The 22,967-nt window shown below is 61.8% G+C and carries 20 protein-coding genes; 9 read left to right on the top strand and 11 right to left on the bottom strand.

The window, feature by feature from the left end; translation table 11 throughout:
• Positions 1-9: 9 nt before the first annotated feature.
• The gene (locus KG698_RS03410) at positions 10-1,392 is read right to left on the bottom strand and encodes a diguanylate cyclase (protein WP_213684129.1); all 1,383 of its coding nucleotides are present in this window, start codon (positions 1,390-1,392) and stop codon (positions 10-12) included.
• A 128-nt stretch (positions 1,393-1,520) separates the two neighbouring features.
• Between KG698_RS03410 and KG698_RS03405 the strand changes: the two genes are divergently transcribed.
• The gene (locus KG698_RS03405; protein WP_213684128.1) at positions 1,521-1,799 is read left to right on the top strand and encodes a DUF3572 domain-containing protein; all 279 of its coding nucleotides are present in this window, start codon (positions 1,521-1,523) and stop codon (positions 1,797-1,799) included.
• A 9-nt stretch (positions 1,800-1,808) separates the two neighbouring features.
• On the opposite strand, the gene KG698_RS03400 is transcribed toward KG698_RS03405, so the two are convergent.
• Positions 1,809-2,252: a MarR family transcriptional regulator gene (locus tag KG698_RS03400; protein WP_213684127.1), complete on the bottom strand. Its 444-nt coding sequence runs from the start codon at positions 2,250-2,252 to the stop codon at positions 1,809-1,811.
• 98 nt (positions 2,253-2,350) lie between these two features.
• Here KG698_RS03400 and KG698_RS03395 point away from each other — a divergent pair, with 98 nt between their 5' ends.
• The 6 genes from KG698_RS03395 (at position 2,351) to KG698_RS03370 (ending at position 8,822) form a co-directional block, all read left to right on the top strand.
• A complete protein-coding gene (locus KG698_RS03395; RefSeq protein WP_213684126.1) occupies positions 2,351-3,043 on the top strand; it encodes an HAD family hydrolase in 693 nt (230 codons plus the stop codon).
• A 125-nt stretch (positions 3,044-3,168) separates the two neighbouring features.
• Entirely contained in the window at positions 3,169-4,728 is a 1,560-nt protein-coding gene (locus tag KG698_RS03390; RefSeq protein WP_213684125.1) for a trimethylamine methyltransferase family protein, read from the top strand.
• A 95-nt stretch (positions 4,729-4,823) separates the two neighbouring features.
• Entirely contained in the window at positions 4,824-5,447 is a 624-nt protein-coding gene (locus KG698_RS03385; protein ID WP_213684124.1) for a heme NO-binding domain-containing protein, read from the top strand.
• 11 nt (positions 5,448-5,458) lie between these two features.
• Entirely contained in the window at positions 5,459-6,544 is a 1,086-nt protein-coding gene (locus tag KG698_RS03380) for a diguanylate cyclase (RefSeq protein ID WP_213684123.1), read from the top strand.
• A 55-nt stretch (positions 6,545-6,599) separates the two neighbouring features.
• A complete protein-coding gene (locus tag KG698_RS03375) occupies positions 6,600-7,919 on the top strand; it encodes an AarF/ABC1/UbiB kinase family protein (RefSeq protein ID WP_213684122.1) in 1,320 nt (439 codons plus the stop codon).
• A gap of 72 nt (positions 7,920-7,991) precedes the next feature.
• Entirely contained in the window at positions 7,992-8,822 is an 831-nt protein-coding gene (locus tag KG698_RS03370; protein ID WP_213684121.1) for a 3-keto-5-aminohexanoate cleavage protein, read from the top strand.
• A 41-nt stretch (positions 8,823-8,863) separates the two neighbouring features.
• On the opposite strand, the gene KG698_RS03365 is transcribed toward KG698_RS03370, so the two are convergent.
• The 7 genes from KG698_RS03365 to KG698_RS03335 form a co-directional block, all read right to left on the bottom strand.
• Positions 8,864-10,381, bottom strand: a complete 1,518-nt coding sequence (locus KG698_RS03365) for a tripartite tricarboxylate transporter permease (protein ID WP_213684120.1) — start codon at positions 10,379-10,381, stop codon at positions 8,864-8,866.
• Positions 10,382-10,393: 12 nt separating this feature from the next.
• Complete coding sequence (locus tag KG698_RS03360; RefSeq protein ID WP_213684119.1) at positions 10,394-10,897, bottom strand: tripartite tricarboxylate transporter TctB family protein; 504 nt, start codon at positions 10,895-10,897, stop codon at positions 10,394-10,396.
• Positions 10,898-10,936: 39 nt separating this feature from the next.
• Positions 10,937-11,908 carry a tripartite tricarboxylate transporter substrate binding protein gene (locus KG698_RS03355; protein WP_213684118.1) on the bottom strand — a complete coding sequence of 324 codons (972 nt, stop codon included), beginning with the start codon at positions 11,906-11,908 and terminating at the stop codon, positions 10,937-10,939.
• A 125-nt stretch (positions 11,909-12,033) separates the two neighbouring features.
• Positions 12,034-12,888, bottom strand: a complete 855-nt coding sequence (locus tag KG698_RS03350) for a universal stress protein (RefSeq protein ID WP_213684117.1) — start codon at positions 12,886-12,888, stop codon at positions 12,034-12,036.
• 114 nt (positions 12,889-13,002) lie between these two features.
• Complete coding sequence (locus KG698_RS03345) at positions 13,003-15,147, bottom strand: malate synthase G (protein ID WP_213684116.1); 2,145 nt, start codon at positions 15,145-15,147, stop codon at positions 13,003-13,005.
• 144 nt (positions 15,148-15,291) lie between these two features.
• Positions 15,292-15,459: a DUF2256 domain-containing protein gene (locus KG698_RS03340; RefSeq protein ID WP_213684115.1), complete on the bottom strand. Its 168-nt coding sequence runs from the start codon at positions 15,457-15,459 to the stop codon at positions 15,292-15,294.
• Positions 15,460-15,544: 85 nt separating this feature from the next.
• On the bottom strand, positions 15,545-17,062 hold the full coding sequence (locus tag KG698_RS03335) for a deoxyribodipyrimidine photo-lyase (protein WP_213684114.1): 1,518 nt from the start codon (positions 17,060-17,062) through the stop codon (positions 15,545-15,547).
• Positions 17,063-17,166: 104 nt separating this feature from the next.
• On the opposite strand from KG698_RS03335, the gene pepN reads away from it, so the two are divergent.
• Entirely contained in the window at positions 17,167-19,764 is a 2,598-nt protein-coding gene (gene pepN, locus KG698_RS03330; protein ID WP_213684113.1) for an aminopeptidase N, read from the top strand.
• 33 nt (positions 19,765-19,797) lie between these two features.
• Here the strand turns inward: pepN and KG698_RS03325 are convergent, their stop codons facing one another.
• Positions 19,798-20,565, bottom strand: a complete 768-nt coding sequence (locus tag KG698_RS03325) for a DUF1624 domain-containing protein (RefSeq protein WP_213684112.1) — start codon at positions 20,563-20,565, stop codon at positions 19,798-19,800.
• Positions 20,566-20,610: 45 nt separating this feature from the next.
• Positions 20,611-21,219, bottom strand: a complete 609-nt coding sequence (locus tag KG698_RS03320; RefSeq protein WP_213684300.1) for a transglycosylase SLT domain-containing protein — start codon at positions 21,217-21,219, stop codon at positions 20,611-20,613.
• Positions 21,220-21,416: 197 nt separating this feature from the next.
• On the opposite strand from KG698_RS03320, the gene gatB reads away from it, so the two are divergent.
• Complete coding sequence (gatB, locus tag KG698_RS03315; RefSeq protein WP_213684111.1) at positions 21,417-22,931, top strand: Asp-tRNA(Asn)/Glu-tRNA(Gln) amidotransferase subunit GatB; 1,515 nt, start codon at positions 21,417-21,419, stop codon at positions 22,929-22,931.
• Positions 22,932-22,967 lie beyond the last annotated feature (36 nt).

The following is a 22,967-nucleotide window of genomic DNA, read 5'->3' as shown; positions in this document are numbered from 1 at the left end:
GTGATCGCCTTAGGCTGCGCTTAACGGGGCCAATGTGACCTTGTCGCGCCCATGCGATTTCGCCCCGTAAAGGGCGGCATCGGCATGATCGATCAAGCTTTGCGCGCTGTCCCGGCCACCCGGCGTCGACAGCGCAAGCCCGATGCTGATCGTGACCGCCAAGGGCGGGGTATCGCCGCGCATGACGAAATCGGTCTGGCCGATCGCCGCGCGCAACCTTTCGGCGCAATCAAGGGCCACCGCGCTGTCGCTCTCGGGAAGGGCGACCAAGAACTCCTCCCCGCCGATGCGCGCGATCAAATCGCCGCTGCGCAACTGCGCGCGCAACCGCCGCGCCACAAGGCTGAGCACCCTGTCCCCGACAGGATGGCCGAAGCTGTCGTTGATCCGCTTGAAGTGATCGATATCAAGCAGCATCACCGCGACGCCGCGCCCGGTCTGCGCGATCATGCGCTCAAGCGCGAACATCGCGTAGCGGCGATTATGCAATCCCGTCAGGCTATCGGTCACGGCCATCTCTAGCCCCGCTTCGACCGAGGCGCGCAGCCGGTCGGCTTGGCGCTTGCGCTCTAGCTGGGTGCGGATGCGCAGCGCCAATTCTTGCGCGTCAAAGCTGTCATAAAGAATATCATGCGCGCCCAGATCGAGGGCGATGGCCGCGCGTTCGCTGTCACCCTCGGGCAAGATCATCACGCTGGCCGCGTTGCGCGTTCCGGGGCGCGAGCGCAGATCGGACAAAAGCCGCAAACCCTCGTTGCGGTGGGTCAGATCGGCGGCGATGACAAAAACATCGGGCGCGTCCCCCTCGTCATTGCCAAAGCCGGTCAGGGCCGCGTCACGCGGCAGCACCGACACTTCGCCGCCCAAGCGGTCATCAAGGGCGGTTTTCCAAAGCACCGCCCCCTTTGGCCCCGGCGCGATCAGTGCGATGCGCCCCGGTTTTTGCGGCGCGGTGAAATGGGCCGCAGCCTCGGCAAAACCCAGTGCCGAGGCACCGCGCTTGCGCAATTCGCGCGCCGTGTCGCGCGCCCGCAAGAGCGAGCGGACGCGGGCCAAAAGCGTCATCTCATCAACCGGCTTGGTCAAGAAATCATCGGCCCCCGCCTCAAGCCCGGCCATCTTGCTGTCGCGATCGGCCACAGCGGTGATCAAGATGATGGGGATATCGGCCGTCTCGGGATCGGATTTCAATTGCGCGCAGACATCAAGGCCGGACATGTCGGGCATGACGACATCAAGCAAGATCAGATCGGGCTGTGTCGCGCGCGCCGCGACAAGTGCTGCCGCGCCGCAATCGGCTTGGTCGACGGCATAGCAGGCCGAGGCCAGCTTGACCTTCATCACGATGCGGTTCGTGGCCACATCGTCAACGACCAGAATTCGCCCTGTCATGCGCGCCTCTCACCAGATACTCGACTTATATTTACGCTTTGTCCCGGAGTGCGGGAGTGGTCATACTATAGGCACGTTTTGCGCGGGAATGGTTAACAAACTCTTTAACCTCAGCATGGAACTTGGGGATGAAACAAGAAACAGCCGAAATTCGCGCGATGGGCATGCTGGGCTGGTTGGCCGGGCAAGAGGCGTTGCTGCCGGTCTTTCTGGGGGCCACGGGTGCCAGCGAGGATGACCTGCGCGCGCGTGCGGGTGAGGCCGAATTCCTCGCCTCGGTGGTGGATTTCGTGATGATGGATGATGTTTGGGTGATCGATTGCGCCACCGATCAAGGCTGGCCACCCGCCCAGATCATGGAGATCCGCGCGGCCCTGCCCGGTGGGGATCTTCCCGCGTGGACCTAGCGGCCGGGCCTAGGGTAGCTCGTCCGCCGCAAGCTTGGCCAAAAGCGCTAGCAGCACATCAAGCTCATCGATGCTGAGTTTGGCGTGGAAATGCTGGGTCGCCGCATGACACATCGGCAGGGCTGCATTGAATTGCGCAGTCCCTTTTGCGGTCATCCCCACCTCGGTGGTGCGGCGGTCGTCGCGGCCCATGCTGCGTTCGATCAGCCCGCTGGCCTCAAGCTGGCGCAGTGCGCGCGAGGTGGCGGTGCGGTCGATACCCACGAAATCCGCGATGTCGGAAGGGTTTTTCTTGCCTTCTTCGGCAACGGCGACAAGCACGCACCATTCCACACGGGTCATGCCGAAACGGCGCAAATTCCCCTCGACCCGGCGTTCGACGATGCGCGCCGTGCGGGAGATATGGTGGCCGACACTGTCATGAAGGCCAAATTTTTGTCGTGTACCGTCCATCGTGATGACGCGCTATAAGCAGTCACCGACGCGCTGTCACCTGTTTTTGCTTTATGGGTGGCGCGGGCGGCACAGCGGCAACAAGGGCAGGGCACGCGATGATCAAAGGTCTCCTTTTCGATAAGGATGGTACATTGTTCGATTTCCAGCAAAGCTGGGGTGGTTGGGCGTATGATTTGATCACAACACTGGTCGCCGATGACGGCGCAAGCTTTGAGCGGCTGACCGATGTTTTGGGCTATGATGCCGCAAACCGCGTGTTTTTTCCCCATAGCTTGGTGATTGCCGGAACCGCCCGCGATCAGGCCGAGGCACTGGCCCCGCATCTGCCCGGCCGTGATCTTGACGCGCTCGAGCTTTGGCTGGCGCAAGCCGCGCGCAGTGCCGCGATGGTGCCGGCCGTGCCTTTGCGCCCCTTGCTGGGGGAGTTTTTGCAAGCCGGTCTGACCTTGGGTGTCGCCACCAATGATGCCGAGGCCGCCGCCCGCCGTCAGTTGGAACTGGCCGAGATCACCGATCTTTTCGCCTATATCGCCGGATATGATTCGGGTCATGGGGCCAAACCGCATCCGGGCATGTGCTTGGGCTTTGCGCGCGCCGTGGATCTTGACCCGGCGGCTTGCGTGATGGTGGGCGATAGCTTGCATGATCTCGATGCGGGGCGCGCTGCAGGCATGCGGGTTGTGGGCGTGCTGACAGGTGTTGCGGGGATGGATGATCTGGCACCCCATGCCGATGTGGTGTTGCGCGATATCGGGCAACTGCCCGGCTGGCTGGCCAGCTTGGGCTAATCGCGCGCCGCTTTGCCGATTGCGAAAATGCGACGGCACATGTCGGAGACGGGCAATCTGTTGGCACCTTGTTGCGGTCTTTTGGGCCGCAAGCCGTCAGTGACCGCCCCAGAAAGATAAACCGAATGACCGATGACACCACCACCCGTCGCCGCCGTGCCGGTGGCCGCGCGGCCAATACCGCCCGCAGCACCGCCCATGCCATCGACCAGATGCCATGGCGTGTGCCGCGCAACATCGACCGCCCGACCGAGCCCTTGCCGCCCGAAGGGGTGCAGGCCATCCATGATGGCGCGATGCGGGTCTTGTCCGATATCGGGGTGGAGTTTCTCAACGAGACGGCGCTTGCCCATCTCAAGGCTGCTGGCTGCAAGATCGAGGGGCAGAATGTCCGCTTTGATCGCCATTTCGTCGAAGAGATGGTGGCCAAGGCACCCCCCTCCTTCACGCTGACGCCGCGCAACCCCGAGAAAATCATCACCATCGGCGACGGGCATATCGTGTTCGGCAATGTCTCTTCGCCGCCCAATGCTTGGGATCTGGCGCGCGGCAAACGCCCCGGTGACATGGAAACCTACCGCGAATTCATCAAGCTGACGCAGTATTTCAACTGCATCCATTTCGCGGGCGGCTATCCGGTGGAACCTGTCGATGTGCATGCGGGTGTGCGCCACCTCGATTGCCTGTTCGACAAGCTGACGCTGACCGACAAGGTGGTGCATGCCTATTCGCTTGGCCCCGAGCGGGTCGAGGATGTGATGGAAATGGTGCGCATCGCGGCTGGGCTTTCCCATGCTGAATTCGACGCCACACCGCGCATGTATACCAATATCAATTCGGTCAGCCCGCTGAAACATGACTGGCCGATGCTCGATGGTGCCATGCGCCACGCCAAGCGCGGCCAGCCGGTGATCGTGACGCCCTTTACGCTTGCGGGCGCGATGGCCCCCGTGACGCTGTCGGGGGCTGTGATGCTGTCGATTGTCGAGGCATTGGCGGCGATTGCGCTGTTGCAATGGATCGCGCCGGGCTGCCCGGTGGCGATTGGCACTTTCACCTCGAATGTCGATATGAAATCGGGCGCGCCCGCCTTTGGCACGCCGGAATATATCCGTGCGACCCAGATGACGGGCCAGATGGCGCGGTTCTATAATTTGCCGCTGCGCTCGTCTGGTGTGTGTGCCGCCAATGTGCCCGATGGCCAATCTATGTGGGAGACGATGAATTCGCTTTGGGCGGCCGTGCAGTCAGGCACCAACATGGTCTATCACGCGGCAGGCTGGCTTGAGGGCGGGCTGATCGCGTCCCCCGAGAAGTTCGTGATGGATTGCGAAGTCTTGCAGCAATTCCAACGCTATATGGAGCCGCAGATCCTTGGCACCACCGAGGCGGATCTTGCCATCGACGCCATCGCCGAGGTGGGCGCAGGCGGGCATTATTTCGGCTGTCAGCACACCCAAGACCGTTATCAAGAGGCGTTCTATAGCCCCTTTCTATCGGATTGGCGCAACTACGAGGCATGGCAGGCGGCAGGTTCGCTCTGGAGTGCTGAGCGCGCCCATGGGGTCTATAAACGCATCTTGGATGAGTTCGAGGCCCCGCCGATGGATGCCGCGATCCGCGAGGAGCTGGCCGATTTCGTCGCCCGTCGCAAAGCCGAGGGTGGCGCGCCGACCGATTTCTGAACCTTCGCTGCGAAACGGCGATAATTGCCTTGCTCTTGCCGCGATTGGGCAAGGTTGCGTTTACCCTTGCCACCTAAGCCTGTGGCCAAGGCGCGATGGGCGCTTTGGCAATACGCGAGGCAGCGGCGATGCATGGCATGGTCAACCGCGCCCTTCAGGGCTTTTTGACAACGACCTATGGCGACGCGGTCTGGGCCGAGGTGCGCAGCCAAGCCGGGCTGCCTTTCGATGATTTCGAGGCGATGCTGAGTTATCCTGACCCGATGACATCGGCCTGTTTCGAGGCCGCCTCTCATGTGCTGCACAAAGATCATGGCACCTTGCTGGAGGATTTCGGCATCTGGCTGGTGACTGACCCCCATCTGGAGCCTGTGCGGCGGCTTTTGCGGTTTTCGGGGGCGCGTTTCGAAGATTTCTTGCATGCGCTGGAGGATCTGGATGAACGCGGGCGGCTAGTCTTGCCCGCACTCGATCTGCCGCGCATGACGGTGTCGCACGCGGGTGATGGGCGTTTCGTCATCGACGCGGCGTGGTCCCTGCCGGGTGTATCCGCGATCTTGACCGGGTGCTTGCGCGCGATGGCAGATGATTACGGCACCTTGGCTTTTGTCAGCCTCGGCCCCATCGCCGGTGACGGGCATGAGCGGCTGGAGGTGCAGCTTTTCGATGCGACCCACTCCAAGGGCCGATGTTTTGAGCTGGGGCAGGTCTGCGCATGACTGCCGCGCCGATGTTTGAGCGATTTGGCGATGCGCTGGATCGGCTCTTGCCGATGCATCTGTGGATTGGCGCGGATGCGCAGGTGGTGCGCGCTGGCCCCACCTTGACCAAGATGATGGGGCAGGGCGATCTGCATGGGCAAGCGGCCTTTGCGCTTTTCACAATCCGCCATCCCGGCCCTGTCGACAGCGTGGAGGGGTTGCGCGCCATGTCGGGTCAGCGCCTTGGGCTGGTCTTGCGCCATGCGCCGGAGTTGCCGCTGCGCGGGGCGGCGGTGGCCTTGCCTGATGGGGCGGGGGTGATGCTTGATCTGTCGCTGGGGCTGTCGTTTGCGCGGGCGGTCACGGCCTTTGGGCTGACGCTCAGCGATTTCTCACCCTGTGATCAAACCATCGAGCTTTTGTATCTGCACGAGGCCAATAGCGCCACAACCGCCCTGTCACAGCATTTGACCGCACGTTTGCAAAATGCCCGCGCCGAGGCGCAGGCGCAGGCGATGACCGATCCCTTGACCGGCTTGGCCAATCGCCGCGCGATGGACGGCGAGATTACGCGCGCCTTAGCCGATTACAGCGATGATTTTGGCCTGATGCAAATCGATCTCGACCTGTTCAAACGGGTCAATGACAGCTTGGGCCATGCCGCCGGTGACGCGGTGCTCGAACGTGTCGGCGATGTGCTCCGCCAACACTTGCGGCTGGGCGATATGGCCGCGCGCGTGGGGGGCGATGAGTTCATCGTCTTGTTCCGCGATTGTGCCGCGCCCGACGATCTGGGCCGGATCGCAAAGCGCTTGATCAGCGCATGCGAGGTGCCGATCAGCTATCGGGGCCAGATGTGCACGATCTCTGCCTCCATCGGGATCGCTTCGGTCCGCGCATATGGGCAGCGCCCCAGCCTTGACCAACTCTTGGCCGATGCCGATGCAGCACTTTACGCTGCAAAACGCGCCGGGCGTGGGCGGTTTGCGTTTCATGGCAGCCCCCCTATCGAGGCGAATATCGCCGTGCCGGTCATGCATCGGCGGCGGGCTGATGACCGCCCACCCGGCGGGTTTCGCCGCCGCCAGAACGACAGGGTGCCACGCCCCGATTGAGCCGCGCCAAAGCTGCGCTATCTGAGTAATCAGATAATCCGCACAAGGCAGGCCGATGACAGATACCCCCGATCTTCCCATGCGTGCCGTGCCATCGGGCCGATTTGCGCGTGCGCAACATATGGGTGGGCTTGCCACCGGGCTGGTGGGCGGGATCGCGCTTTCGGGTGCGGCAGCGCTGCTCAAGGGGCAGCGGCCGCGCCTGTCCGATCTGGTCATGACACCCGGAAATATCGGTCGTCTGACCGCGCGGCTGTCAGAAATGCGCGGTGCGGCGATGAAGCTGGGCCAGCTTTTGTCGATGGAAACGGGCGGCTTCTTGTCGCCCGAGTTGGAGGCGATCCTTGCCCGCCTGCGGGCAGGTGCCCACATCATGCCGCCCGCGCAGTTGAAGCAAGTACTGACCGACAGCTACGGCGCTGATTTCCGCACGCTTTTCCGCAGCTTTGACACAAGGCCGCTAGCCGCCGCCTCGATCGGGCAGGTGCATCGCGCGCTGACGCCCGATGGGCGGGCCTTGGCGGTGAAACTGCAATACCCCGGTGTGCGCGATGCGATTGATAGCGATCTGGACAATGTGGCGGCGCTGATCCGCTGGTCAGGGCTTTGGCCACGCGAGTTGGACATCGCGCCGCTTCTGGCCGAGGCGCGCCAGCAGTTGCATGAAGAGGCCGACTATGACCGCGAGGGGGCGGCGCTTGACCGTTTCAGCGCCCTTTTGGCAGATGACAAGCGCTTCATCGTGCCCGCGCGCGACGCGCTGCGCAGCCGCTCCAGCGCCTTGGCGATGCGCTTTGTCCCGTCTGAACCAATCGAAGCCTTGGCCAAGGAAACGCCCGCGATCCGTGATGCAGCCGTCAGCGCGCTGATCGAACTATGCTTGCATGAGTTGTTCAGCTTTCGCGTGATGCAGACCGATCCGAATTTTGCCAATTACCGCTGGAACCCCGAAACGGGGCAGATCGTGCTGCTCGACTTCGGTGCCACGCGCGAGATTTCAGCAGAGGTTTCGGCGGCCTATCGCGTCCTCTTGCGCGCGGGGCTGGCCGATGACCGCGCCGGTGTTCTGGCCGCTTTGACGCGGATCGGCTTTATCAAGCCTGATCTCGACGCGCGCCATCACGCCGCGATCCTTGATATGGCGGAGATGGGCTTTGGGGTGCTGCGCGGGCCAGAGCCTTTCGATTTTGACGGCAATGATTTCGCGGACCGTTTGCGCGCGCGGGGGATGGAGATCGGCGGCGAGCGTGAATTATGGCATCTTCCACCGGCTGAGACCCTATTTTTGCAGCGCAAGATTGGGGGGCTTTACCTTTTGGCGACACGGCTTGGCGCACGGGTTGATGTCGCCGCTTTGGTGCGCGGCTTTCTCTGACCCCGCAGCCGCGCTTGACCTTGCGGCGCGTTCAAGCGACAGCTTGCCCATTGGCTTGAGGGAGGCAAGAACATGACGAACCCCTGCATCATCTGCGTTGCGATCACCGGCTCGGTGCCGCGCAAGGAAGACAACCCAGCGGTCCCCACCACGATCTCGGAACAGGTGGAAAGCACCCATGAAGCCTATGAGGCGGGCGCCTCGATTGTGCATGCCCATGTGCGGATGGAGGATCAGACCCCAACCGCCGATCCAGAGCGGTTCGCACGGCTGAAAGAGGCGCTGGAAAAGCATTGCCCGGGCATGATCTTGCAGTTCTCGACCGGTGGCCGGTCTGGCGCTGGGCGCGAACGGGGGGGCATGTTGTCCTTGGCACCTGATATGGCCTCGCTCACCGTGGGGTCGAACAATTTCCCCACGCGGGTCTATGAGAACAGCCCCGATCTGGTGGATTGGCTGGCCTCTGAAATGTTAAAGTACAAGGTGAAGCCAGAGATAGAAGCCTTTGATCTTAGTCATATTTTTCAAGCCGCAAAGATGCAGGCCGATGGTCGCCTCAAGGGGCCGCTTTATGTGCAATTCGTGATGGGTGTGAAAAATGCCATGCCCGCTGACAAGCGCAGTTTCGACTTTTTCGTCGAAACGCTGGGCCGACTGGCCCCTGACGCGCAATGGTGCGCGGCGGGCATCGGGCGTCATCAGATCGAGGTGAATGAATGGTGCGTGGCATCGGGCGGGCATTGCCGCACGGGCCTTGAGGATAACATCCGTATCGACCGCGATACATTGGCCCCCTCTAACGCCGCCCTTGTGCGGCGGGTGGTCGAGCTTTGCGACCGCTACGCGCGCCCTGTTGCCACCGCTGCACAAGCGCGCGCCATCCTTGGGCTGAACGCGGCCTGATCGCGCGTGGTGGCCGGTTGCCCGGCCACCATTTAACAACTCTATTCCCCGATGACCGCCGCTGGTTTTTTGCGCCGCAAAAGCTTGAGCGCGGGCAGCAAGATCAAGATGATCGCGATGATCGTGATCGGCCCTGCAACAGGCCGGGTGAAAAAGATCATCGGATCGCCCGAGGACAACAGCAGCGATTGGCGCAAGGTAGGCTCCGCGATGGGGCCAAGCACGATGGCCAGCACGGCGGGGGCCAGTGGGTAATCCAAGCGCCGTAGCACCAAGGCCCCAAAGCCAAAGATCAAGATCAGCCAGATATCGAACATGTCACGTGTCGCGGCATAGCCGCCGACGATCGAGAGCACGAAAATCATCGGTGCCAGAATGGTAAAGGGCATCCGCAGCATCCAGATAAAGACCGGGATGAAGGCGAGGTTGATGAAGAGCGCCGCCATGTTCGAGATATAGAACGACCCGATCAGGCCCCAGACGAATTCTGACTCGTCCACGAAAAGCCGTGGGCCGGGCACCAGCCCCCAGATCACCATGCCACCCAGCAAGATCGCGGTTGTGGGCGATCCGGGTATCCCTAGTGTCAGCATCGGCAACATCGACCCGGTCGAGGCCGAGTTATTGGCCGCCTCGGGTGCGGCAATCCCGTCGACACTGCCGCGCCCGAATTGCTCGGGCTTGCGCGATGTCATCTTGGCCACGCCGTAAGCCATGAGCGAGGCAGGTGTTGCCCCGGCGGCGGGCAGGATGCCGACGAAAAAGCCCAAGAAAGAGCCGATGGCGGTGCCTTTCCACCCTTCGCGTATGGCCTCGCCCGCGTCGGACGCCATGCCGCGCGCGGTCATCTTGGGGGTATTATTCTCAACCTCGCCACGGGTCTGTTCGATGGTCCAAAGCATCTCGCCGATGCCGTAAACCCCGATGGCCAGCACCAAAAAGCCGATCCCTTGCAAGAAGGCGTTGATGTCGAACAGCACAAGGCGCGGCGCGCCGGAAATCTGGTCAAAACCAATCGCGCCCAGCACAAGGCCCAGACAGATCGAGAAGATAGTTTTTGGAATATCATCGCTACCTAAGCCCACAAAGGTCGCAAAGGCCAAGAGCATCAGGGCAAAAATCTCGGGCGGGCCAAAGGACAGCGCCACGCTGGCCAGCACGGGGGCGAAACCGGTAAAGATGATATTAGCGACCGACCCCCCGATGAAGGAGGCAATGGCCGCCGTCACCAAGGCAAGGCTTGCGCGCCCCTTCATGGCCAAGGGGCGCCCATCAAAGGTCGTGGCCACCGCCGTGGACGCGCCGGGTATACCTAGCGTCACCGAAGAAATCGCACCGCCATACATCGCGCCGTAATAGATCGCGGCCAGAAAGATGATTGCACCGCTGGGTGGCACCAGAAACGTGATCGGCAACAAGATCGCCACGCCATTGACCGAACCAAGCCCCGGCATCGCGCCGATGAACAGCCCGACGGTCACACCCGCAAAGATCAACAAAAGGTTCAGGGGTTGCAGCGCAATCAGCATGCCATCCCCAAGAAGGCCTAGAATTTCCATGATGCGATGCGCCTAGTAGATGATGTCATAAAGGAAATCGAACACCGGGTCGGTGAACGACATGCCCGTGGGCATGGTGATCCGCATCATGCCTTCGAAGAAAAAGAAGAACAGGAGCGGGGTGCTCAACGAAAGGATCAAGCTCAGCCTCAGCGAATGCCTTCCAAGGAACCAAAGGTAATAAAACAGAAAAACAGCAATCGCGCCGTACATCGAAATGATCTCGATCAGCACGATAAACCCGATCAGGCCGCCACCCACTAATCCGATGGTGCGCCAGCCATGGCCGTCAAGAAAAGGCTCATCCGATTGCGAGGGCGGGCTGGTGCGCCGCCACCAGTTCAGCGCGATCATCGCGCAGCAAATCAGCATGATGCCCGAGAGCCAGAAGGGCCAGGCACCACCGCCCGGCCCTTGGCCGCGAATGAAGCCGATGGGCAATTCGGCGCTCTTGACCATCAGATAGATGGAAAAGAGCGCCAACACCCCGGCAGTTAGTATTTCGCCGTAGCGCATGTTGTCTTCTCGTCGTTAGGGGCGCGGTTGCCCGTCGCCTTAGCCGTCGAGCTCTGCCAGCAGTGCGCGGTGACTTTCAACTTGCGTGCCCCAATAGGCGCGCTGTTCGTCGGCGTTCATCCACAAAGGCGACATGCTTTCGGATGTAAGATAACCCTGCCATTCCTCGGTCTCATAGATCTTGGTGAACAGATCTTGGTAGTATGCGGCCGCGCCTTCGGACATGCCCGGTGCGCCGACAACGGCACGCTGGTTATAGTAAGAGAAATCTTGCCCAAGCTCACGAATGGTGGGCACATCCGGATAGGCTGGAATACGCTCATCCGAGAAGGCCAGAAGCGGCACGAAATCACCCGCCTCGTAAAAGCCCTTGGCCTCGGAGGGGTTGTTGACGGTCGCCATGATCTGTTGGCCGGCCAGATCGCGGGCAACCGCACCACCGCCATCATAGGGGATGTATTTGACATCAAGGCCGTAAGCGGCTGACATGAAGGCGATGACGATTGAATCTTCTTGGCCGACACCCGTTCCGCCCATGACATATTCGCCATTCATCGCACGAACCTGTGTCAGGAACCCTTCGAAATCGGTGATGCCCGACTCGCGATGGACCCACAACGCGAAGGGATCGACACCCATCATCGCCACAGGCGTGAAGGTCTGGATGTCGATGCCAAGATTGGCTTGGCGCAGCGGTGTGGTGAAAAAGGAATTCAGGGTCACAAGGATCGTATGATCAGGATCGGAGGCACCGCTGACATGGATCAGCGCCTCGGCACCCGAGCCGCCACCCTTGTTGTTGGGCACCAAGGGCCGCGTGGTCATGTCATGCTTTTCGGCGACCGATTGAATGAACCTTGCAATCTGGTCAGCGCCGCCGCCGGGGCCCGCCATGATCACGAAATCGATCGGGCGGCGCGGCTCCCATTCTTGTGCCAATGCCGCCATCGGTGTCGTTGCAAGCAGTCCGGCACAGGACAGCAGCAAAAGTGCACGTTTCGTCATCGACATCAAACATCCTCCTTGTTCGGAACTGCGACGCGGGCCGGTTGGCCGCGCGTCGCGTCGATGGGGAGGTAACTATATTACTTAAGTTACACTTCAAGAATTATTTTATTTCGCTTTGAAATTAAATTTCAATGGGCCATCACAATCGGTAATTTTGCTTTGTCGACAACGGACTGCGTGTTGCCACCAAAGAGGGTTTCGCGCTCATGACTTTGACCATAGGCCCCCATGATCAACAGACCGGCACCCAATTCTTCGGATTTTTCGAGCAGGGCGAGGCCGGGATTGCGCGCCTCGAAATGGGTAATCTGGGCCGCGATGCCGCGCAGCCGATAGTAATCTTGCAACTCCTCGGCCGAGGCACCATGCGCCTCGCCTTGCCCAACCGCAAGGATCATCACCTGATCGGCGCGTGTTGCCAGATCAAGGGTCAAAGCCACAGCGCGCGCCGCCTCAAGTGAGCCATTCCAGCCAACCGTGACCTTGGCCCCGAAATCAGCCGCACTTGTGACGCCGGGCGGGCACATCAGCACCGGGCGTCCGGTCTGAAACAGCGCCGCCTTGAGCGCGCTGATGCCAAGATTGCGGTCGCGCTGCGGCTTTTCGACGATGACCAGATCGGCCAAGCGCCCGTTATGTTTGACAATATCGGGCGTGCGGCCAAATTCTTCGACGAATTGCACGCTGGCACTGCTGCCATCGGGTTGGTCGGTTTCCGCCAGATCGAGTGTGCCTGCCATCATATGCAGCGCGTCGCGCAGCGCGTTTTCTTCTTGATCGGCAAGCTGGGCTGCTTGTGACAAGATCGTGTCGCGCGCGAAACTGGGCAGGGGGATGCCATGTGGCACCATATCTTCGGGGCGCGCGCGGCAATGCGCGACCACGATATGCGCCTTGTGCCGATGCGCGAGTGCGGCGGCATGCGCCAAGGCTGATTTCCCCATGGCGTCGCCACCAACGGGCACCAAGATCCGTGCAAGCATGATATTCCCTCCCTTCGCTGCGCGCCCCGCTTGAGCGTGCAGTCCCTTGTTTGGAGGAAGGTTATAGCTTGATTACGGAAAAAACCCGCAAAAAACCGCAGGCCAGCCCGCGCGCTAGGCGGCCTTGAGTTCCAACCGGCGTGCATGAAGCACCGGTTCGGTGTATCCCGATGGCTGCACGCGGCCCTTGAAGACCAGATCACAGGCGGCGGCAAAGGCGATGCCGTTGAACCCGGGTGCCATCGGCACATAGGTCGGATCGGCCACGTTCTGGCGGTCAACCACGGCGGCCATGCGGCGCATGATCTCCATCACCTGCATCTCGCTGACCACACCGTGATGCAGCCAATTGGCGATATGCTGGGCCGAGATGCGACAGGTCGCGCGATCCTCCATCAAGGCCACGTCGTTGATATCTGGCACTTTTGAACAGCCAACGCCCGCATCGATCCAGCGCACCACATAGCCCAAGATGCCTTGGGCGTTATTCTCGACCTCGCGGGTGATCTGCGCCGCGCTCCAGCGCTGGTAGCTGGCCATGGGAATGTCGAGCAGCGCACTGACATAGGCGCGACGCCCACCGGCCAGCAGCTTTTCTTGCACTGCGGACACATTGACCTGATGGTAATGCAGCGCATGCAGCGTGGCCGCCGTGGGCGAGGGAACCCATGCGCAATTCGCACCCGCGCGGGGATGTTCGATCTTGACTTCGAGCATCTCGGCCATGGCATCGGGCTTGGCCCACATGCCTTTGCCGATCTGCGCGCGCCCGCGCAGGCCGCATTCGAGGCCGATATCGACATTCTGGTTCTCATAGGCCGCGATCCAGCTTTTGCGCTTGATGAAATCCTTGCGGCTAAAGGGGCCTGCCTCCATCGAGGTGTGGATTTCGTCGCCGGTGCGATCGAGAAAGCCGGTGTTGATGAAGGCCACGCGGTGCTTGGCTGCGCGGATACATTCCTTGAGGTTCACGGATGTGCGGCGCTCTTCGTCCATGACGCCCAGCTTGACCGTGTAGCGCGGCAGGCCCAACACCTCCTCGACCTTTGTAAAGGTCTCGTCGGCGAAACCCACTTCTTCGGGGCCATGCATCTTGGGTTTGACCACATAGACCGAACCCGCATGGCTGTTGCGCAGGCCGCTATCCTTTTTCAGGTCATGCATCGCGATCAGCACGGTGATCATGGCGTCCATCAGACCCTCATAGACCTCGCTGCCATCGGCCAGATGGATCGCGGGGTTGGTCATCAGATGGCCCACATTCCTGACCAGCATCAGCGCGCGGCCTTTGACGTGCAGCGCGCTGCCATCGGGAGCGGTGTAATCCAGATCAGGCGCAAGCGCGCGGGTCATGCTATGGCCGCCCTTCTCAAAACTCTCGGTCAGATCGCCCTGCATCAGCCCTAGCCAGTTGCCATAGGCCTGCACCTTGTCCTCGGCATCGACGCAGGCCACCGAATCCTCGCAATCCATGATCGCGCTGACCGCAGCCTCCATCCGGACATCGGCCAAGCCCGCCTGATCGCGCGACCCGATGGGATGGGTGCGGTCAAAGACCAATTCGACATGCAGCCCGTTATTGACCAGCAAGACCCGCTCGGGCGCTTTGGGGTGACCGGCAAAGCCCGCGAATTTCGCAGGGTTTTCCAAAGGCTTGTCATCGATCAACAGCTGGCCACGATCAACATAGTAGCGACGCGCATCGGCATGGCTATGGCCCTCGATCGGGAAGGCCTGATCGAGGAAAACCCGCGCGCGCGCCACGACGCGCGCCCCGCGCCCCCGGTCATAGGGGCCGGGCTTGGGCTGGCTGCCCATCGCGTCGGTGCCGTAAAACGCATCATAAAGGCTGCCCCAGCGGGCATTGGCGGCGTTCAGCGCGAAGCGCGCATTGGTGATCGGCACGACCAGCTGAGGCCCTGCGACGGTCGCGATCTCGGGGTCGACATTGCTGGTGTCGATGGAAAAAGCCTCGCCCTCGGGCAGGAGGTAGCCGATGTCGCGCAGGAAATCCTGATAGGCCTCGCCATCATGAGGTTGGCCGCGATGGGCGATATGCCAGCCATCGATCTTGTCTTGAAGGGCTTTGCGCTTGTCCAAGAGCGCCTTGTTGCGCGGCGTCAGATCATGCAGCAGCGCCGAGAATCCGGCCCAGAAATGATCGGCTGCGACGCCCGTTCCGGGCAGGGCGCGCGTTTCGATGAAATCTGCTAATGTCGTGGCCACTTGCAGTTTTTCACGTTTCACAGTGCTTGCCATCACGCTTTCCCCTCGGTCAGATGTCTGGCCCGGTATCCCAAAGCATACCGGGAGCTTGCCGCTCGGATTAAGGAAAAAGTTTCCGATCGGCAACAGGGTTTGGTCAGAAAATTTCACCGAAACCGGGCGGTTGGCGAAAGCCCGCTAGGATGCCTGTGGCGGCGCCTTCGTGCTGCGGGTGTCGCGGCAACGATGCGAACAATAGCGCACGTCCTCCCAGACCTTTTCCCACTTTTTACGCCACACGAAAGGGCGATTGCAGGTCAGGCAGGTTTTCTGGGGCAGATCGGATTTCTTGCGCATACGGGCCATGCGGGTGGAGTTAGTGCGTCGTCGGACGCGGTCCAGCGGGGGCGCTGCCCCCGTACCCCCGGAGTATTTGGAAAGCAAAGATGGGCTAAAGATCGAAGCTGAGTTGACCCGGCGCGGTTTGCGGGCGGCGGCGCGGTTTGGGGGCGCGGTCATTGACGAAATCTTTGGATTTGCGGCTGGCATGGCGGGTGATGAGGGTTGCGGCCTCGGCATGAAAGCCGTGGCGCTGGCGCATCTGCCAGATCACTGTGCGAGCATGGCGTGCGGCGGCGGCGATATCGATGATCGGCGCGGGATAGGTTTTGTCTAAAAGCGCGTCTGCGCCGGGCCATGTCCAAGGGCTGTGCAGATGGGTATCAGGCAGATCGCGCAGTTCGGGGCACCAGCGGCGTGTGAAGCTGCCTGTTGGGTCTTGGTCATGGCCTTGTTTCACCGGGTTGTAGATGCGCGGCGTGTTCATGCCGGTGGTGCCCGATTGCATCTGCATCTGTGGCCAATGGATGCCCGGTTCGTAATCGGTGAAGCGGCGCGCGAGGATCTGGCCCGTTGCCCGCCAATCGAGCCAGAGATGGTAGCTGGCGAAAGAGACAAGCATGGCGCGCATGCGAAAGTTAAGCCAGCCCGTCGCGATGAGTGAGCGCATGCAAGCATCGACAAAGGGGATGCCGGTTTCGCCCTTTTCCCACGCAGCCAGCAAGGCTTTGTCGGGTGTTTTGGGGCGCAGATCGGCATAGGCTGAGTGCAGGCAGGTGAACTCTAGCCCCGGCTGATCTTCGAGCTTTTGCATGAAATGGTCGCGCCACGCGAGGCGGGCGGTAAAGCTTTGCAGATTGGCCGCGCCGATGGGGTGGGGGGCGGTCTGGGCAAGATGGGCGATGATCTCGCGGGCGCCCAGCGTGCCCCATGCCAGATGCGGCGAGAGGCGCGAACAGGCGGTCGCGGCCTGCAGCGGCGATGACATGGCGCGGCGATAATCTGTTCCCCGACCATCAAGGAAGCTGGTGAGCAGTGATTGTCCCGCCGCGCGCCCCCCGTGTTGGCGACCGGGGCAGGGATCTGGGGCAAGGCCAAGCGCGCGTGCATCAGGGATGGGGCCGGGATCAAGCGCAAAGCCGCGCAAGGCGCGGGGCGCGGGCGGCACCGGGGCGCGCATCGCACCATCGCGCTTTGCGGCCCATCCGTCGCGGTTGGAAAGCCCACGGATGACGCCGGGCTGTGGGATGTTTTGCCATGTGATGCCTGCGCTGCGCGCCCAAGCTGCCACCGCGCGGTCGCGGGCGAAACTCCAGCCATTGCCGGTTTCTTGGTGGCTGAGGATCAGCTTGATACCCGTCTCGCGGCACAGGTTTTCCAACACCTCTTGCGCCGGGCCGATGCGCAGGATCAGCGTCGCACCAAGTGCTGCCAAGTCCTGACGCAATGCGCCGAGGCTTTCAGCGAGGAAATCCCATTGCCGCGCGCTGGCATCGGCTTGCGCCCATGCCGCAGGCTCGGCGATGAAAAGCGGCAAAACACGCCCGCCCCTTGCGGCAGCTTGGGCCAGCACGGGGTTATCGGCGATCCGCAGATCGCGCTTGAACCAAACAAGAACATCTTGCGCCATGAGGGCTCAGATAGCGGGGATAGCGTATCCGTCAAAGGGGGGGCGCTTGCACGCAGCGGGCCACGCGCCTAGCGTGGGGCTTTGCCATGCCGCAAGGAGCCGTGATGCAGCCCAGCACCCCGCAACAGATCCATTTGGCCGATTATCGCCCGCCTGCCTATCTGGTCGATCATGTGCATCTGACCTTTCGCCTCGCACCCAAGGGGACGCGGGTGATCTCACGCATCCGGTTTCGGGCCAATCCCGCCGGGGCGGGGGGCGATCTGGTGCTCGATGGCGAAGGGTTGCGCCTGATCGGGGCGGCTATCGACGGGGTGGCGCTTGGGGCGGGGGATTACCTTGTTACGCAGGCGGGTTTGCGGGTGGCGGCTGCGCGTCTGCCCGGCGATGCCTTCACTTGGGAGGCGGAGGTCGCCATCGACCCCGAGGGCAATACCGCGCTGGAGGGGCTTTACCTGTCAAAAGGCATGTTCTGCACCCAATGCGAGGCAGAGGGGTTTCGCAAGATCACCTTCTACCCCGACCGCCCCGATGTGATGGCACCTTTCGATGTGCGGATCGAAAGCGATCTGCCGGTCTTGTTGTCAAACGGCAACCCGGTGGGCCAAGGCGCGGGCTGGGCCGAATGGCATGATCCTTGGCCCAAGCCCGCCTATCTATTCGCGCTGGTGGCGGGTGATCTGGTGGCCCATGCCGACCGCTTTACCACGACAGAGGGGCGGGACGTTGCGCTCAACATCTGGGTGCGGCCGGGTGACGAGGGCAAATGCGCCTATGCGATGGATGCGCTCAAGCGGTCGATGGCATGGGATGAGGCGGTCTATGGGCGCGCCTATGATCTGGATGTGTTCAACATTGTGGCGGTTGATGATTTCAACATGGGCGCGATGGAGAACAAGGGCCTTAACATCTTCAACGCGAAATTCGTGCTGGCCAGCCCCGAGACCGCGACCGACCGCGATTACGAATTCATCGAAAGCATCGTGGCGCATGAGTATTTCCACAATTGGACAGGCAACCGTGTGACCTGTCGCGATTGGTTTCAGCTCTGTTTGAAAGAGGGGCTGACGGTGTTTCGCGACCAGCAGTTCAGCGCCGATGAACGCTCGGCCCCAGTGCAGCGGATTTCAGATGTGCTGCAGCTGCGCGCGCGCCAGTTCCGCGAGGATGCGGGGCCATTGGCCCATAATGTCCGCCCCGAGGCCTATGCCGAGATCAATAATTTCTACACCGCGACCGTCTATGAAAAAGGGGCCGAGGTGATCGGCATGCTGCACCGTCTTGTCGGCGCACAGGCCTATCGCGCGGCGCTGGACCTTTATTTTGCCCGCCACGACGGGCAGGCCTGCACGATCGAGGATTGGCTGGCGGTCTTTTCCGAGGTGACGGGGCGCGATCTGTCGCAATTCAAGCTGTGGTATTCCCAAGCAGGCACACCGCGCCTGTCGGCGGCATGGGTCATGGCCGATGGGCAGATGCACCTGACGCTCAGCCAAGTGGTGCCAGCCACACCGGACCAGCCGCAGAAATCGCCCATGGTGATCCCCGTGGCGCTGGGCCTTTTGGATCAGACAGGTGCTGAGCTCTTGCCCGAGACGTTGGTGGTGTTGGATCAGGCCATGGTGGTGATCCCCTTCGATCTGGCCGCATTGGCCGCAGAGGCAGGCCGACCGCTGCCCGAGCGCGTGATCCCTTCGTTGCTGCGCGGGTTCTCCGCCCCGGTGATCTTGGAGGCACCCTTGTCGCGCGCCGATAGGCTGGTGCTTTTGGCCCATGACACCGACCCGTTCAACCGCTGGGAAGCAGGGCGCAACCTGATGCGCGAGACGGTGCTTGGCATGGTTTTGGGTGGCGCCCCTGATCTCGAACTCTTCGCAGCGATGGGGCGGCTTTTGGCGGATGAAAGCCTTGATCCCGCCTTTCGCGCCCTGGCCCTTGCCCTGCCATCTGAGGATGATATCGCGCAGGCCGCCCATGACGCGGGGATCGTGCCTGACCCTGTGGTGATCCATACCACGCGCCGCAATCTGCAAACTGCGATGGCCGAAGCACTTGGCCCGGTCTTGGCGCAGCTTTACGACGCGATGGACCCCGGCCCAATCTATCGCCCCGATGCCGCGCAGGCGGCACAGCGCGCGCTGCGTAATGCGGCGCTGCATCTGTTGACGCTCTCGGAAGGGTCTGCGCGTGCGCAGTCCCACTATGATACGGCCAACAACATGACCGATGAGATCGCAGCTTTCGGCGCACTGCTGGATATCGGTGATGCGGAGATTGCAGGGCGCTTTCATGACCGCTGGAAAGATGACCGTCTGGTGATGGATAAATGGTTCATGGCGCAAATCAGCCATGCCGCACCGGGTGATGCGGTGGCCGTGGCCCGGCGCTTGACGGAACATCCACTTTTTGACTGGACCAATCCCAACCGCTTTCGCGCGGTGATCGGTGGGCTGACGGCGGCCAATCCGGCGGGGTTTCATGACCCATCGGGCGCGGGCTACAGCTTTGTCGCGGATTGGTTGATCAAGCTTGATGCGCGCAACCCGCAGACGGCGGCGCGCATGTCGAGCGCGTTTGAGACATGGCGGCGCTATGATGTGGATCGCCAAGCGATGATCCTCGCTGTTCTTGACCGGATCGCGGCCCAGCCGGGCTTGAGCCGCGATCTGGCCGAGATGGTGGGGCGGATGCGCGCGGGCTGAACGGGCAGGCCGGGCTGACGTCGGTTGAAGGGGTCAGGGGCGCAATTGCGCCGCCCCCCAGACCAGCGCGATCAAGATGGGCTGGTGGATGAGGTAAATGACCAAGCTGTTGCGCCCTGCCCAAAGCAGGGGCCAAGCGCCCCTTGGCGCAGGCCAGCGCGCCAGCCTATCCCATAGCCCCGCGCGGGTCATCAGCTTGGCGCAGGCAAGCCCCAATAGAAACGGCCCAAACCACGGGAATAGCGGCACATAATCGACCGAGCGGATGCCCGTCGCCTGTAGCCCCGTCCACCATAGCCAAGTCGGGTCGAAAAGCGCAAAGCGCATGGCCTGCGGCAACCAGATCACCGCAATTGCCAGCGTGATGAGCGCCAGCGCCGGCAAGCGGCGTGCGGCCAACCCCAAAAGGCTTGCCAGAGCGATCGCATGCAAAATTCCGAAAAAGATGAAAGCATCGGGCATGGCGATCATGGTCGCAATGGTGATTGCGCAGGCGGCGGCGATGAGCATCACCCATCGCCGCAAGAACGCCTTCCAGCGGATCGTATCGCCATGCGCAAGCCATAGGCTGACGCCTGCAAGGAACAAAAAGCTGCCCGCTGTCAGATAGGCAAACCAGCGCCAGCCCGGTTGCGCCGGGGTATTTTGTGCGATGAAGCCAAACAATGCGAGGTCGAAGACGAGGTGAAACACCGCCATGGCGATCAACGCGCCCGCGCGCGCCAGATCAAGGGCGGCGATCCGGCCTTTGGCTTGGTCGGTTCGCGCAAGATCGGGGAAGGGCGATGTCATCTGCTGCATGGGACCGGGCTTGCAAGCGCGCATGCCTGCCCATCGCGCATCGTGTCAGCCTTGGCAATAGGGCTGCGCACGCACCCATGTGCGGATATCTTCAGCTTTATGCGCTTGGCTGGGATGAAACGGCCCCCAATCGGCGGCGATGCCTTTGCGACCTTCGGCGATTACCCCGTCACGCGGTACGGTCTCGGCCCAGATCCGCAAGGCACAGCTGACATTGGCCCCACCATCGAGAAGCGCCTGAGCGCTGCTTGCCTGACAGCCAAAGTTGCGCGCGGTCGTCGGGCTGATCTGCATCAGGCCAAACCAGCGCCCGCCGCCACCCACCGCCGCCTCGTTCCATGTGCTTTCATGGCGTGCAAGCGATGACATCAGCCCCAGCCAAAAGGCGCTGCGCTGCGCCTCATTTGCGTCCGGATAGGCGGGGCACCAGCGGTCAATATCGGCTGGAACGATGTCGGGCAGAATTGCAGCATGGCTGTCGAGGGCCGCAAGACCCGCGACCTCCCATGCATCGGCTTGCGGTACGTGATCCCAGCGCATGGGAAAGCTGTCCGCGTTCAGGCCGCGCGTGCTATAGCTCTCGCCCCCGATGCAGCTTGCAAGCAGCATCAAGGTAAGCGCCACCGCACTGGCAGTTTTCAGCGATTTCCACATCTGGCGCACAGCCTCTTGCCTTGTTGCCGACGCGCGTTGGTGCCCGTGCGGACCATATGCCGGCAACAGGGGGATCAATTTCAAGCTGATTTGGGCAATATCTCGCCGAAACACAAAGCCCGTGCGCGCCTTGCCGCCCCCTTGCCCCGCCCGCGCCGCTGACCTAAACGCTAGGCGTTACTGGACGGAGGCCACCCATGCTTGACCTGACCTACGCGACCCCGAAACCCAAGGTGATCGCTGGCGCGAAACATGATTGGGAGTTGGTGATCGGCATGGAGGTGCATGCGCAGGTCTCGTCCAACGCCAAGCTGTTCTCTGGGGCCTCGACCCGTTTCGGGGCCGAGCCGAATTCCAATGTCGCCTTTGTCGATGCGGGCATGCCGGGCATGTTGCCGGTGATCAATGATTATTGCGTGGCCCAAGCCGTGCGCACCGGATTGGGGCTAAAGGCCGAGATCCATCTGACCTCGGCCTTTGATCGCAAGAATTATTTCTATCCCGATCTGCCGCAGGGCTACCAGATTTCCCAGCTCTACCATCCCATCGTGGGCGAGGGCGAGGTATTGGTGGAACTGGGCGATGGGACCGCGCGCATGGTGCGGATCGAGCGTATCCATCTGGAACAAGACGCGGGCAAGTCGATCCATGACATGGACCCGGCGCTCAGTTTCGTCGATCTCAACCGCACGGGCGTGGCGCTGATGGAGATTGTCAGCCGCCCCGATATCCGCGGCCCCGAAGAGGCGGCGGCCTATGTCGCGAAGCTGCGCCAGATCATGCTGTATCTCGGCACCTGCGACGGCAATATGCAAAATGGCAATTTGCGCGCCGATGTGAATGTCTCGGTCTGCCTGCCGGGTGCCTATGAGAAATTCCGCGAAACGGGCGATTTCGGCCATCTTGGCACGCGCTGCGAGATCAAGAATATGAACTCCATGCGGTTCATCCAAGCCGCCATCGAGTTCGAGGCGCGCCGCCAGATCGCCATCCTTGAGGCGGGCGGGGCGATCACCCAAGAAACACGGCTTTATGATCCTGACAAGGGCGAGACGCGCTCGATGCGCTCCAAGGAAGAGGCGCATGATTACCGCTACTTCCCCGATCCTGATCTTTTGCCGCTGGTGATCGAACAGGCATGGGTCGATGAGATCAAGGCCGCCTTGCCCGAACTGCCCGACGCCAAGAAAGCGCGCTTTATCGCCGCCTATGGCCTATCGGAGTATGATGCCAGCGTGCTGACCGCCGATCTGGATGCGGCGCATTATTTCGAGGCAGTGGTGGCTGCGGCGGGCGATGGCAAGCTTGCCGCCAACTGGGTCATCAACGAATTGTTCGGGCGGTTGAAAAAGCAAGAGCAAGCCATCACCGATAGCCCGGTCAGCCCCGCCCAGCTTGGCGCGATCATCCGTCTGATCATATCGGGCGATATCTCGGGCAAGATCGCCAAGGATTTGTTCGAGATCGTCTTTACCGAAGGCGGTGAGCCGGCCCAGATCGTCGCGGCGCGCGGCATGAAGCAAGTGACCGATACCGGCGCGATTGAGGCCGCCGTGGACGAGATCATCGCCGCCAACCCCGATCAGGTGGAAAAGGCCAAGGCCAATCCCAAGCTTGCGGGTTGGTTCGTGGGTCAGGTGATGAAAGCCACGGGCGGCAAGGCCAATCCGGCAGCCGTGAATGAGATCGTCAGCGCAAAGCTGGGGATCTGAGGCGGCGGGCGTGATCGCCCGCCACCTGTTATCAGA

The organism is Roseicyclus sp. (genome assembly GCF_018402035.1).
Classification (GTDB): domain Bacteria; phylum Pseudomonadota; class Alphaproteobacteria; order Rhodobacterales; family Rhodobacteraceae; genus Roseicyclus.
This window is presented reverse-complemented; position numbering and strand designations above follow the sequence as displayed.

Bases quoted from the DNA above. Each gene is read 5' to 3' on its own strand.
- KG698_RS03385 (WP_213684124.1), top strand. From the start codon at position 4,824: ATGGGCGCTTTGGCAATACGCGAGGCAGCGGCGATGCATGGCATGGTC.
- KG698_RS03325 (WP_213684112.1), bottom strand. From the start codon at position 20,565: ATGCAGCAGATGACATCGCCCTTCCCCGATCTTGCGCGAACCGACCAA.
- KG698_RS03335 (WP_213684114.1), bottom strand. From the start codon at position 17,062: ATGGCGCAAGATGTTCTTGTTTGGTTCAAGCGCGATCTGCGGATCGCC.
- KG698_RS03375 (WP_213684122.1), top strand. From the start codon at position 6,600: ATGACAGATACCCCCGATCTTCCCATGCGTGCCGTGCCATCGGGCCGA.
- KG698_RS03405 (WP_213684128.1), top strand. From the start codon at position 1,521: ATGAAACAAGAAACAGCCGAAATTCGCGCGATGGGCATGCTGGGCTGG.
- KG698_RS03355 (WP_213684118.1), bottom strand. From the start codon at position 11,908: ATGTCGATGACGAAACGTGCACTTTTGCTGCTGTCCTGTGCCGGACTG.
- KG698_RS03410 (WP_213684129.1), bottom strand. From the start codon at position 1,392: ATGACAGGGCGAATTCTGGTCGTTGACGATGTGGCCACGAACCGCATC.
- KG698_RS03395 (WP_213684126.1), top strand. From the start codon at position 2,351: ATGATCAAAGGTCTCCTTTTCGATAAGGATGGTACATTGTTCGATTTC.
- KG698_RS03400 (WP_213684127.1), bottom strand. From the start codon at position 2,252: ATGGACGGTACACGACAAAAATTTGGCCTTCATGACAGTGTCGGCCAC.
- pepN (WP_213684113.1), top strand. From the start codon at position 17,167: ATGCAGCCCAGCACCCCGCAACAGATCCATTTGGCCGATTATCGCCCG.
- KG698_RS03350 (WP_213684117.1), bottom strand. From the start codon at position 12,888: ATGCTTGCACGGATCTTGGTGCCCGTTGGTGGCGACGCCATGGGGAAA.
- KG698_RS03320 (WP_213684300.1), bottom strand. From the start codon at position 21,219: ATGTGGAAATCGCTGAAAACTGCCAGTGCGGTGGCGCTTACCTTGATG.
- KG698_RS03380 (WP_213684123.1), top strand. From the start codon at position 5,459: ATGTTTGAGCGATTTGGCGATGCGCTGGATCGGCTCTTGCCGATGCAT.
- KG698_RS03370 (WP_213684121.1), top strand. From the start codon at position 7,992: ATGACGAACCCCTGCATCATCTGCGTTGCGATCACCGGCTCGGTGCCG.
- KG698_RS03360 (WP_213684119.1), bottom strand. From the start codon at position 10,897: ATGCGCTACGGCGAAATACTAACTGCCGGGGTGTTGGCGCTCTTTTCC.
- KG698_RS03345 (WP_213684116.1), bottom strand. From the start codon at position 15,147: ATGGCAAGCACTGTGAAACGTGAAAAACTGCAAGTGGCCACGACATTA.
- gatB (WP_213684111.1), top strand. From the start codon at position 21,417: ATGCTTGACCTGACCTACGCGACCCCGAAACCCAAGGTGATCGCTGGC.
- KG698_RS03340 (WP_213684115.1), bottom strand. From the start codon at position 15,459: ATGGCCCGTATGCGCAAGAAATCCGATCTGCCCCAGAAAACCTGCCTG.
- KG698_RS03365 (WP_213684120.1), bottom strand. From the start codon at position 10,381: ATGGAAATTCTAGGCCTTCTTGGGGATGGCATGCTGATTGCGCTGCAA.
- KG698_RS03390 (WP_213684125.1), top strand. From the start codon at position 3,169: ATGACCGATGACACCACCACCCGTCGCCGCCGTGCCGGTGGCCGCGCG.